The organism is Prosthecobacter sp. (assembly GCF_049294395.1).
GTDB lineage: Bacteria > Verrucomicrobiota > Verrucomicrobiia > Verrucomicrobiales > Verrucomicrobiaceae > Prosthecobacter.
On record NZ_JBAQCR010000434.1, the window covers coordinates 1 to 12034 of the forward strand.

A 12034-nucleotide genomic window follows, 5' to 3' on the forward strand; every position below is an offset into this window, starting at 1 on the left:
CGACAACTGTGCTGAGGAGGACAGACATCGCATTCAATGCTGGCGAGGTGGTGATACCATAACGGTCAGTTTGGTGCCTGAGAACAGCAAGTAAGCGTGGGTGACGGCATGAAACGACTTCTCTCCGTAGAAAATTTCGCGATTTCTTTGTTTCGGTTAGTCATGGTGAGGATTTTGGTGGTGCCGCGTGCGCAAGCGGATCTGCTAAATTATGAATCAAATCATAACCCCACAGCACTAACCAAACGCGAAGGGAGGGCGAATTTTTCACAGAACCAACCATGCCTGACGCAGGATGCAATTTTCGTCTTCGCCATTTGATGAAAAACACCATTATAGTGTCAATGCGCAAGCATTTGGAGATGAGAGGTCCCATTCCACGAAGCAGCCGCCGATCCCCACCTTGTTTGAGGGATCTCAACGGGCCATAGGCAACAGGGACTGTGGGGTTGTGAAGAGACACCGGCTAGTGGTGCCCGGAATGACCACCGAAGTCGAGATGGATGCCAGGCACACTGAGATGCACGCCATTGTTGCTGTGGTTGGAGCCGTGCCCAGAGCTGTGACCATATCCGTGGTTTGGTGTGGAAGGCTGATAGCCACTGTGTGGGGAGTTTGGCGCATAGTGCTGGTAGCCGCCGTGTCCATAGCTGGGGCTGGGTGCATAATGTGGGTAGCCGCCGTGTCCGCCGCCGTGGTTTGGTGTGTAATGCTGGTTGCCGCCGTGCCCGCTACTATGCCCTGAGTTGTGACTGCCGTGCTGTGAGGCGGAGTGATGCGGATCTCCGGCGAACGAGATGGCGGGAAAAATGACAAGGCCAAGAGTTACGGTCAGGCGTGCGAGGTGTTTCATAGTGGTGGTGTTGATGGATGTGATGAGAGCACAAATGGTCCGACGTAGTGCGGTGGATGTTATTCATGCAAAACTAGGGTTTTATTGCTTTCGGGTCAAATTGACGCCTCATATAAATTGTAGATTAGGTGTAGTAATTTTATTTTCATCCCATTTGACACTGCTGCCAATCTAGGTGCCTTCTTGCTAAGAAACGGTTATATCTCGATCAAACCATGAACACACATCTTGTAAGCACCTTTATTATCCTCATGTCTGCCTTTGCTTTGGCAACGACAGCGGAAGCCCAACACAGCCATCATCAGCACGGGTCAGCGACATCCCGCCACTGCCAGACGGACTACGATCATCGCCCGCACTATTACCACTCTGGCACGCACTATCATTACTGTCCGGGCGGCGGACACCAGCCTGACGGCGGTCACAGCCACGGCGGCAGGAACTACGCTAGCAACTACGACCCGATGGTCGTCGAAATCCAGCGTGTTCTCGCAGTTGGACATTATTATCAGCATGAACATCACCAGGCCGATGGCATCTATGGCCCGGAAACTGCCGATGCGATCCGCAGTTATCAACGGGCCAAAGGGCTCCCAATCACAGGCATGATTGATGCCGCACTGTTTACGGCAATGGGCATCGCCGCACCCGTTTATGGGACAGCAGCCCCCATGCAGGGCCAAGCCCCAGCGCCGGGATTGGCGGGCGGCGCAGGTGATGTTCTGACTCCTGCCGAAGCCGCTGGAATAATGCGTGTGTCTGAGGCGGAGGTTGTCGCCCTTTTGGAAAAAGGCGCGCTGAGCGGCAAACAGATCGGCTCCTCATGGCGCATCTCACGCAGCGCGATCACTGAATACTTGAACAGACCTTGACTCTTCGCTTCGCCATCAGCCCATATGAAAACACGCTTATTCATTCCTGCCTCAGTCTGCTCGGTTCTGGGTCTCCTCTCAAGTAGTTGTGTCATGCCCTATCCGCCGGGTGGCGGCCAGAATTTGTCTGGCACCCCCTATTCATCTGGGCCCACGTCATACTCCAACCCGTATGCTCGTCCTGGCTACAGCTCAGCCGGGAATGATGACGGCAGCACGGTGCACTGCGGTGTGGATTCCGACCATCCGCCACATCGATATCATTCCCGCATGCACCATGAGCATTACTGCCCGGGCGGGCCGCATCACCACCATTGAACGCCATCTTAATGGACGTCAAAACCCCGCCGTAATAGGTTACGGCGGGGTCTTTCTGTCAGACGCGCTCCTGTTTGGGTGGCTCAATGACGGCCATCGCGTCCGCCAAGGTTCGAATGGAAGGTGGGCGCGCTGCCATGTTCCCGTAGATTGCTGCGATGACCGTTGCTTGGGCGGCAGTTGTGGCTGGCGGTGCGGTAACCATACACGGGGTTTCTGTGGCGGTCATAGCCCGTGACGGCGTGTTCCCGGGACAACGGCGTGCCGCATGAGCCACAGTTGTTCGAGGAGTTGCGGCTGGAGCCGTGGCCCTCAAACGCATGCGAAGTGGAAGGAGCGAGAACTGCAAAGCTGGCGGTAAGAGCGAGGAGGGTGATGAGTTTTTTCATGATGAGTGGTGATCCGGATTTATTGGTTGCCGTATTCTTGCGGCGTGAACATGAGACGAGGGTCTGAGGGGCTTATTCGAGGTTCTTCGAAATATTTCTCCCCGCAGCGGCTGGACAATGTCTCGGGGGCTCCTCGCTCACCACGCGCTGCTGGTGCGTGACAGCTTTTAGTATTCGAGATCCTGAGGGGGCTGCTGATTTTCAGCGCGGCAGGCGGCATCCAGCGAAGCACAACATGGGCGCGGCCAGCAGTAGCAGGAACCAGCCACAAACAACCCTGCTGGGAGGGCTGCTCCCAGCAGGGTTGGCTGCTTCGAACTTGGGCCGCATTATTTTTTGGACTCAGCCTGCGTCAGATCATCGAACACGCGCAGGGTAAACCCACCTTTGACATCGTCTTTGCCAGGGCCGGTAGTGTAGAGCCAGTCATCCACATCGGCGATGGGGATGTGGATATCGGCACCGTGCTTTACTTCCTTCAGGGCCACGGGATTGTTGTCCAGCAGGCCGTGGACGAGCTTGTCATCAATCTTGGTGACATGCAGCCACATGAACTCACTGTTCTCACCTTCCATGATCGGACCCTTGACGGAAAAGCTCTGATCTTTGCTCCGAGCTTGGAAAGCCTGGAGAAATTCAGGCCAGTTCTTTTTGGCTTCAGCGCGCGCCGCGATCAAGCGAGGCTCGTCGTCGGGGATGGAAACCGTGCGGAGGGAAGCGGTCTCGTCGTTGTCACTCAGGCCTTCGAGCGGATCCTCGCTTTGCAGATGGGCGATGACCAGCTCCGAGTCATTCGGATGGAACTGATCCGTATCAGGGCTGTAGATGGCGAGAGTTTCCTTGCTCACGAACTGCGCGATGAGCTTGCCGATTTGTTGATAAACACCGCGCAGGTCTGTTTCGTTATTTTTCTCCAGCCAGTCCACCGAGAGCCAGGCGTGGTGCTTCCGAATCCCTTCAGCAAGGGCCGGATCTTTGATTTCTGCGGCGAGCTTGTCGCTCTCCGTGAAGTAGGGCTTGGCCGTACTGTGAATGGCAAACCTGCCGGAGGTGCCTTTCACCACAAAGATCGAATCCATGGTGGTAACAGCGCTTTCAGGCACTTCGCCGCCCCAGGCTTTTGAGGCTGCCTTTGACACCGAGGTCGCCTCCAGCGTCCGCGGTTCACTCAGCAGCAGAACCAGAGAGACGATGCGAGAGGAGGTCCGTTCAACGTTTTCAGTCTGTTTGGCGGGAACCTCCGCCTGGAGCAGGCCGAAGGAGAGCAGGCCGCAGGTGGAGAGCAGGGCAATGCGACGACTCATTGGCGCTTGGAAGATGGGGGTTTTCATAGACGGCGGAGAATTTGGTTGACGATGCTGTTGTGATTGCTGTTGCCGTAGTTGCTGTAACGGTGGCGGCTTTGCCCACGATAATTTGGCGAGTACGCGGGACGAGGGTTGTAATGCCCATTGGGAGAGTATCGGGGAGGGCTGATGTAGCGGGGACTGTAGTGGTGAGTTTGATTTTTGCTGCCACGGTGCTTGTCCTTGGCGATGGCGGGCAGCGCGAGAAGGAACAGCACACTACAGAGCAGCAGGCTCATTCGCCGCATGCAGCGGGAGGAAGATGGGATGGGTTTCAGTTTCAAAATCATCAGGTCATGGGTTCGAGGGTTTGGTCACTCTTTATTCCATCGCAGCACGGGAACGATTTCGCTATAGGGTGTAACCCCTGCCCACGGCTCAGATCACCGGTGAAAATCGAAGACTGAATATTTAAACGCTCAAAACGCGCGCGAGAAACGAACGCACTTCCGGCTGAGAGACCCCAGACGGTCTTGAGGCGATATTAACCAACCCAACCAACCGAAAGGCTCCAATGCAAGACATCCACAAACATCAGACCCCGGAAATGCATGATTGCATCCATGCATGCGAAGAGTGCCACGATATCTGTCTTCACGCGATCCATGACTGCTTGAAGAAAGGTGGCGAACATGCCGATGCTCATCACATCGGCCTGCTGCAGGATTGTTCCCAGATTTGCCACACAGCGCATGACTTCATGCTGCGGCACTCCCATCTTCACCACATCACCTGTGGGGCATGCGCTGAGGTGTGCGAGGCCTGCGCGCAGTCATGCGAGCAACTGGGTGACAACGACTGCGCAGCCGCCTGCCGCAAGTGTGCCGGGGCATGCCGGACGTGCGCTGGGTCAAGCGAGTCGAAAGCCTGAGCCAAGTCTGGCATTCAAACCAAGGGAATGGTGCGCCCGGTCTATGGGCGCACCACTGTCCTACGGTGAGCAGGCTCATGTGCCTTGGCCTAGCCGCGTCTGTCGTGGAACGCCGCTTTTTATCCTTCTCCCCCATGTCGCAAAGGTTTGATAAGCGCACCCCGGCCAGCTGCGCGAACTTCGTGGCCGGAACCCCACTGTGTTGAAATTCCAGAACCAGTTCCTCACGCCGCTGCGACGGCACGCGCACCCGTCCACGGCTGTCTGTCTTCAGATGATCGATGTCGTATCCATAAACGTCGTAGCTGGTCTGCAACGACGTTTATAATACCAGCACTCTCAGATGGCACTCCGCGTGACGCTTACGTAAATTTGCCGTCTTCTGAATTTGGATTGCTAAACACCGCTAGAGCGGAAGTAAGGGGCTTACAGGCAAAGTGTGGCCTAGCTACTGTTTAGTGGTGTCCAGAATGGCCCCGAAAATCTAGATGGATGCCAGGGACGCTGAGGTGCGCGCCATTGTTGCCGTGTTTGACGCCGTTTCCCAAGCTTGGGATCATCGATAGTCGTTAGTGCGTTCTATTGTGGGCAGAGCGCTTTACACCCCGGCTGCCATGGTTATCGGGAGTTTTTCCACAGCGGATTCAGGAGTTTGAAAGAACACGATCTCACCTGTGGTGATGTCATACATTGCACCTACGATTGCAATTTTGCCACTGCTCACCAGCCCGTCCAAAGTGGCGCTGCGTTCGCGAATCATGCGCATTGTCCGCAGAACATTTCGACGTGAGACCTCATTGGCGTAGGCTGTCTTTTCAACTTGTGACCATTGACCGGAGTTCTCGCATTTGGAGCGGTCCACTGATTGCTGAATTTCCGCAATCAGAGAACTCAAGTTCATGCAGCCCGTGGCCTCGCCCACCGTCTTGTGACTGGAGATGAGATCAACCGCGGCGTTCACCGCCCCGCAGGCTGTGTGGCCCATCACCAGAATGAGCTTGGCACCGGCGACGGCACAGCCATATTCCATGCTTCCGAGCACCTTGTCACGGGCGATGTTACCTGCTACCCGAACGCTGAAAATGTCCCCCAACCCCAGGTCAAAGACCAGTTCCGCCGGAGTGCGGGAGTCCATGCAACTTAGTACCACCGCCATCGGGAACTGGCCGGCTGAGGTTGCCCCGACCTGGCGGCCCAGATCGCGGACCAGACGGTTGCCGGTGAGGAATCGCTGATTTCCCTCCTGGAAAATTTCCAGCACCCGCCGTGGTGTCAGCCCGCTCTGAACCTCTCGACTGCTGTAGTCCACATACTGGATGCGGTCCTGAAGCTTAGGGTAACGGTCTTTGAATCCCGCGAGACTGACTTGAACTCCGCGTGCCTCGGCGGTGGTTGTCTTGAAGTCGGTGATCAGGTCAAGAATGTCCGGGTCGATGTAGTCAGTCTCGCTGGCGTCGAGCAGCAGGTGACCTCCTCGGGGAACTTCGCGGAGCGTTGCTTCCAGGGCTGCGCGGCTCAGGAAACTGACTTGGTTGGCCAGTTCGACGCGAAGAACTTCATCTCCGGCGGCATGTTTTTCCATGGTTTTCTTCATCGGCCGGCGCATGTTGCTGTGCAGTATGAAGAAGACGGCAGCACCGAGGCCAATAAGAATGCCATCCAGGAGATCGGTCAGCACGATAGCCACGACTGTGATGATGAAGGGAAGGAACTGCGGACGCCCCTCGCTCCACATTTGCTTCACGAGCTTCGGGCTGGCGAGCTTAAGGCCTGTGACGATCAGGATGCCCGCTAAGACTGAGAGCGGGATATAGTTCAAAAGGGTCGGGATCAACGTAACACAACCAAGCAGCAGCATCCCGTGAATGATAGTGCTCGACTTGGTTTTGACGCCCGCATTGATGTTCGTGGAACTGCGGACAATGACGCTGGATATCGGAAGTCCGCCGAGAAGACCTGCCGCGACATTACCGATCCCCTGGGCCACAAGCTCGCGGTTGGGTGGGCTGGATCGCTGTTCTGGGTCGATCTTATCCACAGCTTCAAGGTTCAGAAGCGTCTCCAGTGATGTGACGAGGGCTATCGTGACTGCCGCCATGTAAATTTTGGAATTGTTCAACACACTAAAGTCCGGGTGGTTGAGAAATTTAAGCAAGCCCTGAATGGAATCTGCCACCGGAACTTGAACCAAATGAGAAGGAGCAATCGCCCAATGACCGCCTGCGTTCCGGAGCAACAGGCTCATGACTATGCCCACGGTGACGACAACCAAAGGTGCTGGAACCGGACTATTCTTCAGCCATTTGATTCTGTCCCATGTCAATAGCAGTGCCACAGAAACTAGACCCACACATGCCGCTCCAGGCTGAATATTGAACCATGTCTCGACCAGTGCGGAAAAAGTGTTCGTGTTGCCGGTCTGATGGAACGAATTATGCCCCATAGGAGCCGCATCATAACCGAGGGCGTGTGGGATCTGCTTGAGGATTAGAATCACACCAATGGCGGCGAGCAATCCCTTGATAACGCTTGATGGGAAAAAGGATGCGATGAATCCGGCCTTGAAGCCACCCAGGGCGATTTGAATCAGCCCGGCCAGCATGACCGCTACCAGAAATGCCTCGAAACTTCCAAGCGCTGCTATTTGAGCGACGACCAAAGCGGTTGAGCCAGCGGAAGGGCCGCTGACGCTGGTATGAGAGCCGCTTATAGCGCCAACGATCAAGCCGCCTATGACGCCTGCGATGATGCCCGAGAAGAGCGGAGCGTTCGATGCCAGGGCCACCCCAAGGCAAAGGGGCAGTGCGACTAAAAACACCACGAGACCGGCGTTCATGTCACGGGGGAGAGATTTGAAATAGAGAGAGTTCATGAGAATGAAATTTTGCGAGAAAGTGAGTTGTTCTAGATGAACGACCAAGAGGAGGATGCTTGAGAAGGTCTGAAAGTTGGAAGCGATTCGATGGCTTTTTACGAGTGTTCAAAGAGCGCCCGGCATAAGGCCTGGGCGGGTGAGTGTGGAGCGGGCTTTGATCACCCGCAGAATTGTGCATATGATTCGCAAGCCGAAGTTAAGGAAAAGGGTGACTGAATGTGTGCGGCAGTCGCAGATATTCAGAAGCGAAGCTTGCCTGGCTGTAGATAAATGGTCTCGAAGCGCCTAGACAGCGTTCGGGCGACGAAGAACAGGATCAAGAAGCGACAATTTTCTCATGCAGATCACTTATTCATTGTTGTGTCGGAGGATGTCGTTTTTTTATGCGTGTGCTCCTGGCAGTCGCGATGCAGCCATCGCTCGATGCGGCCCACCACCCAGACGACGGTGAGCACCATGGTCGTGACTATGCTGGCAAGCAGAAACTCCCGCAGGGCCACGCAGATGCCGAGCGCACAGGCCATCAGCAGTGTTGCAGAAGTGGTAAGCCCTTCCACACGCTGCTGGCTCTCCAGCCGGAAGATGGTGCCTGCGCACAGAAAGCTCACGCCGGAGATAATCGCCCCGATGAGCCCCATGGGATCGAAACGCATGATCGTCGGGGAGATGCCGTCGCTGAAGCGCAGCACCATCACACTGCCAAGTCCGACGAGCAACGCTGCCATGCCAGCCACGAGCATGTGCGTACGCATGCCGGCAGGTTTGTGCGCCATTTCGCGTTCCAGGCCGATCAGCCCTCCTAGGATCATCGCGACGGCGACTTCGCCAATGATTTGATAAGGAGTTTCTGCGGGACTCATAAGATGGGGTTTGCCTGATCAGATAAAATATTGCTCCGGCATGACGCCTGGCGGTTCGAGCTGGAGAGTGGCGTGAGCGATGTCGAAATCTTTGCGAAGCCGCTCGCGGATAGTCTGCACAAGCTCCCAGCCCGTTTCCAGTGTCGCTCCAGGCACGAGGACAAGGTGGGCGCTCACCGCATCCATGCCCGAAGTGATCGTCCAGACATGGAGATCATGCACTGCGGTCACACCGCCACTGACGAGCAGCGCCTTTTCCACCTCGGCGAGGTTGATTCGCGCGGGGGTGGCTTCCAGCAAAATGTCCACGGCTTCGAACATGAGCTTCCAGGTGCGCGGCAGGATGAAAAGGCCGATGACGACGCTGAACACTGGGTCTGCATAATACCAACCGGTGGTGAGCATGATCACCCCCGCGACGATCACGCCGATAGATCCTAGCAGATCGCTCACAACTTCGAAATAGGCACCGCGCATGTTCAGGCTTTCCTCCGATCCCTTCTTGAGCATCCGCATTCCGAGAATGTTTATGACGAGGCCCACCGCCGCCACAGCGAGCATGGGGAGACTCGATACGGCCGGTGGGTCGCGAAAACGCTGCCACGCTTCATACAGAATCCAGAACGATATGCCGAAGAGAACGACGGCATTGATCAACGCGGCGAAAATTTCCACGCGGTAGTAGCCATAGGTGCGCGCGGGTGTTGCGGGTTTGCTTGACATCCAGCTTGCGAAAAGCGCCAGGGCCAGACCTCCAACGTCGGTCAGCATGTGTGCTGCGTCCGCCAGCAGCGCAAGACTGCCGGTGACGAGGCCCCCGATCACTTCGACGATGAAGTAGCTGAAGGTCAGCGCGAAGACCTTGCGCAACTTCCCGCGATCCAATGATGAGCCTGTGCCCGACACAGGAATGGCGGGCTCATCCGGCATAGGGGAATCGTCTGCTTGAGGGGGCTGATTGGTTTGCATCCATGCGTAGGTTTTGTGTTGGCTGTGCAACTAGTGACATGAGAGCCATGGCAGCGGTGGCGATGCCGATGGCTCTCATGAAGAGGACAGTGCTTAGGAGCGTCTGTTTTTATCTAAAGCAGCATAGGCTTGAATCAATGCCGGCCACGGCCGCCGCCGTTGAAGCCGCCGCCATGCCCGCCGCCACCATAGCTGGGGCGTGCGAAACTCCGGCCATAGCTGTGCTGAACGCCATAGCTGCTGCTGTGCCTCGAACTGCTGCCTCCAAAGTTGCGCGGAGTGCTGTAACCAGAGGAGCGTGGGTAGCCGCCGTAGCTGTAACCCGTGGAGCGGGGGTAGCTGGAATAGGCGTTGGCATACCTGCTGATGCCGCCGCTGTAGTTGCGCCCATAACTGCTGCCATATCCGCCGCCATAACCTATGCCTGGAACTTCGCAGCTGCTCAGGCCGACCATGATTGTGAGCAAGAGCGCTGCACGGACGAATGCCGAACGAAGGGGGCTGCCCTTGAGCGATGCGGGACTAGTCTGGCCAAGGACAGCCACTGTCATATTGGATGTTTGAGTTTTCATAGATGTGTTTATTGGACGGTTATTCCAGGGTAAAGCCCATGGTTTTGGTGAACTGTTTTTTCTCAGCGGCTGAAAGCCTGCTGTAATAGACGCGCAAGGTGTAGCCGCCCACGAGCCGACCGTTTTCGACGTACATCCAGTCGGTGATTTCCTCCGGCTGCACGGAAACTTCTTCCCCCAGCCGGGGTGTCTTCAGTTCGACCGGGTCATTGTCGACTTTCCCTCGCAGGTCGCGGCCGTCGAAGTGGACGGAGGCCAGCCACAGGTGCTCGCATGTGTCGCCTTTGGTGCAGCGTTTCTTCAGTGCAAACCCGCTCTGGCCGGATTTGGGAGTAGTGAGCGCGGTGGTAAACTTTCCCAGCGTGCGTTGCGCCTCATGCACCGCCTCGTCCATGGCTTTGTCGGCATCATGCACATGTACAGAAGCGGGCGCACCAGAGATGCTCGCTGGCTGGGCGGGACTATCCGCCGCAAGCTTCCCTGTGGTGAGAAACGGGATGACAGTGAACAGGGCCAGGGTGATGGGCTTCATCCAGGTGGCTGCTTGCGCGGCGGGGTGGTGTATGTTGCGGGTGTCAGCGGACTGGGCGCGCTGATAACCGATTGTGGTTGTTGTTCTCATGATCTAGTTTGCTTGTTGTTTCTTGTTTATTTGCTGGCTTGCGCGGGTGCTTTAGCGCCGCGCAGAAGTCGAAGGGCATTCGCGATGACCAGCAGCGTGGCTCCAGTGTCGGCGAGGATCGCCAGCCACAAGCTGGTGTGGCCGAGCAGGGCGAGGACGAGGAAGATGGCTTTTAGGGCAAGGGCAAACGCGATGTTAAACTGGATGATACCAACGGTGCGACGTCCCAGTATGATGGCTTCGGCAACCATGCCCAGATCATCCTGCATGAGGGCCATGTCGGCGGTTTCGATGGCGGTGTCCGTGCCTGCCCCGCCCATGGCAATGCCAACACTGGCGGCGGCCATGGCGGGAGCATCGTTCACGCCGTCGCCGATCATGCCGACATATTTGAAGTCGGCGATGAGGGCTTTCACCCGCTCGATCTTTTGGTCGGGCAAAAGGTCGCCCAGTGCCTCGTCGATGCCACATTGCTTGGCAATGGCGCTGGCGGTGCGCTGGTTGTCGCCGCTGAGCATGACGATCTTGGTGATACCTGCGCGATGCAGGGCCGCGATGGCGGCTGGGGCATTGGTACGCATGGTGTCACCGACCGCGAGGATGCCAAGCACTTCGCCTTTGCAGCCACCGTGCGGTTTATGGCCCACGACGATCACCGATAAAGCTTCGGCTTCAATGGCCGCGAGCTGCTGCTCGATTTCGGCCGAGCAGACACCGAGTTCATGCGCAAGGCGGTGATTGCCGACGAAGTAGCGGTGGCCATCGAGGTCGGCTTCGGCGCCGCGTCCGTCGAGAGACTGGTAGTTTTCGCTGCGCGGAAACTCGACCTTCTTCTCGTTTGCATACGTAACGACGGCCTGCGCCAGCGGATGCTCGGAGTGGGTGTCGATGGCGGCGGCAATGCGGATGACCTCGATTTCGTCTTTTGAGTTCACCTTGATGACCTTCGTCACGCGCGGTTTGCCTTCAGTAATGGTGCCGGTTTTGTCCATGCACAGGGCCTTGAGTTTGCCAACGGCCTCCAGCACTGCCCCGCCTTTGATGAGGACACCGCGCCGCGCCATGGCAGTGAGGCCGGAGACGACGGATACGGGAGTGGAGATGACGAGGGCGCATGGGCAGGCGATGACCAGCAGTACGAGGCCGCGATAGACCCAGGTGAGCCACACAGCGCCGAAGAGCAGAGGCGGCAGGAGCATAACGAGCACGGCGGCGACCATGACGGCGGGAGTGTAGTAGCGGGCGAAAACATCAACAAAGCGCTGAGACGGAGCCTTTTGAGACTGCGCCTCCTCCACAAGATGGATGATCTTGGCAATGGTGCTGTCGGTGCTCGCCTTGGTGGTGCGCACTTCCAGGGAGCCTGAACCATTGATAGTGCCGGCAAATACGCCATCGCCGGGCTTTTTCTCCACTGGCATCGACTCCCCGGTGATGGGGGCTTGATTGACGGCGGAGGTTCCTTTCAATATTTCGCCATCAAGAGG

At 56.9% G+C, this 12034-nt stretch carries 13 protein-coding genes; 2 read left to right on the forward strand and 11 right to left on the reverse strand.

All coding sequences use genetic code 11. From position 1 onward, the window contains the following. Window positions 1–108 precede the first annotated feature (108 nt). Entirely contained in the window at window positions 109–321 is a 213-nt protein-coding gene (locus WAW39_RS29645) for a hypothetical protein (RefSeq protein WP_422323278.1), read from the forward strand. A 145-nt stretch (window positions 322–466) separates the two neighbouring features. Here the strand turns inward: WAW39_RS29645 and WAW39_RS29650 are convergent, their stop codons facing one another. Further along, window positions 467–853, reverse strand: a complete 387-nt coding sequence (locus tag WAW39_RS29650) for a hypothetical protein (protein ID WP_422323280.1) — start codon at window positions 851–853, stop codon at window positions 467–469. A gap of 215 nt (window positions 854–1068) precedes the next feature. Here WAW39_RS29650 and WAW39_RS29655 point away from each other — a divergent pair, with 215 nt between their 5' ends. Continuing rightward, window positions 1069–1725 (forward strand): peptidoglycan-binding protein, encoded by a 657-nt coding sequence (locus tag WAW39_RS29655; protein WP_422323282.1) that lies wholly within the window; start codon window positions 1069–1071, stop codon window positions 1723–1725. 401 nt (window positions 1726–2126) lie between these two features. Here WAW39_RS29655 and WAW39_RS29660 read toward each other — a convergent pair whose 3' ends face one another. From WAW39_RS29660 to WAW39_RS29705, 10 genes are all read right to left on the reverse strand, one after another. Next, window positions 2127–2432, reverse strand: a complete 306-nt coding sequence (locus tag WAW39_RS29660; RefSeq protein ID WP_422323284.1) for a hypothetical protein — start codon at window positions 2430–2432, stop codon at window positions 2127–2129. A gap of 329 nt (window positions 2433–2761) precedes the next feature. Continuing rightward, window positions 2762–3736 (reverse strand): DUF2314 domain-containing protein, encoded by a 975-nt coding sequence (locus tag WAW39_RS29665; RefSeq protein ID WP_422323286.1) that lies wholly within the window; start codon window positions 3734–3736, stop codon window positions 2762–2764. 23 nt (window positions 3737–3759) lie between these two features. Beyond that, a complete protein-coding gene (locus tag WAW39_RS29670) occupies window positions 3760–4068 on the reverse strand; it encodes a hypothetical protein (protein ID WP_422323288.1) in 309 nt (102 codons plus the stop codon). Window positions 4069–4262: 194 nt separating this feature from the next. Beyond that, window positions 4263–4502, reverse strand: a complete 240-nt coding sequence (locus WAW39_RS29675) for a hypothetical protein (protein WP_422323290.1) — start codon at window positions 4500–4502, stop codon at window positions 4263–4265. Between the two features lie 745 nt (window positions 4503–5247). Next, window positions 5248–7521, reverse strand: coding sequence for a bifunctional SulP family inorganic anion transporter/carbonic anhydrase (locus WAW39_RS29680; RefSeq protein WP_422323292.1), 2274 nt, complete (start codon window positions 7519–7521; stop codon window positions 5248–5250). Between the two features lie 347 nt (window positions 7522–7868). Further along, window positions 7869–8384: an MgtC/SapB family protein gene (locus WAW39_RS29685; protein WP_422323294.1), complete on the reverse strand. Its 516-nt coding sequence runs from the start codon at window positions 8382–8384 to the stop codon at window positions 7869–7871. An 18-nt stretch (window positions 8385–8402) separates the two neighbouring features. Continuing rightward, window positions 8403–9314, reverse strand: a complete 912-nt coding sequence (locus tag WAW39_RS29690) for a cation diffusion facilitator family transporter (RefSeq protein WP_422323296.1) — start codon at window positions 9312–9314, stop codon at window positions 8403–8405. Between the two features lie 173 nt (window positions 9315–9487). Continuing rightward, complete coding sequence (locus WAW39_RS29695) at window positions 9488–9925, reverse strand: hypothetical protein (RefSeq protein ID WP_422323298.1); 438 nt, start codon at window positions 9923–9925, stop codon at window positions 9488–9490. A gap of 19 nt (window positions 9926–9944) precedes the next feature. Next, window positions 9945–10547, reverse strand: coding sequence for a YegJ family protein (locus tag WAW39_RS29700; protein WP_422323299.1), 603 nt, complete (start codon window positions 10545–10547; stop codon window positions 9945–9947). 26 nt (window positions 10548–10573) lie between these two features. After that, the coding region (locus tag WAW39_RS29705; RefSeq protein ID WP_422323301.1) for a heavy metal translocating P-type ATPase at window positions 10574–12034 on the reverse strand (1461 nt) is incomplete at its 5' end.

Bases quoted from the DNA above. Each gene is read 5' to 3' on its own strand.
- WAW39_RS29645 (WP_422323278.1), top strand. From the start codon at position 109: ATGAAACGACTTCTCTCCGTAGAAAATTTCGCGATTTCTTTGTTTCGG.
- WAW39_RS29650 (WP_422323280.1), bottom strand. From the start codon at position 853: ATGAAACACCTCGCACGCCTGACCGTAACTCTTGGCCTTGTCATTTTT.
- WAW39_RS29655 (WP_422323282.1), top strand. From the start codon at position 1,069: ATGAACACACATCTTGTAAGCACCTTTATTATCCTCATGTCTGCCTTT.
- WAW39_RS29660 (WP_422323284.1), bottom strand. From the start codon at position 2,432: ATGAAAAAACTCATCACCCTCCTCGCTCTTACCGCCAGCTTTGCAGTT.
- WAW39_RS29665 (WP_422323286.1), bottom strand. From the start codon at position 3,736: ATGAGTCGTCGCATTGCCCTGCTCTCCACCTGCGGCCTGCTCTCCTTC.
- WAW39_RS29670 (WP_422323288.1), bottom strand. From the start codon at position 4,068: ATGATTTTGAAACTGAAACCCATCCCATCTTCCTCCCGCTGCATGCGG.
- WAW39_RS29680 (WP_422323292.1), bottom strand. From the start codon at position 7,521: ATGAACTCTCTCTATTTCAAATCTCTCCCCCGTGACATGAACGCCGGT.
- WAW39_RS29685 (WP_422323294.1), bottom strand. From the start codon at position 8,384: ATGAGTCCCGCAGAAACTCCTTATCAAATCATTGGCGAAGTCGCCGTC.
- WAW39_RS29690 (WP_422323296.1), bottom strand. From the start codon at position 9,314: ATGCCGGATGAGCCCGCCATTCCTGTGTCGGGCACAGGCTCATCATTG.
- WAW39_RS29695 (WP_422323298.1), bottom strand. From the start codon at position 9,925: ATGAAAACTCAAACATCCAATATGACAGTGGCTGTCCTTGGCCAGACT.
- WAW39_RS29700 (WP_422323299.1), bottom strand. From the start codon at position 10,547: ATGAGAACAACAACCACAATCGGTTATCAGCGCGCCCAGTCCGCTGAC.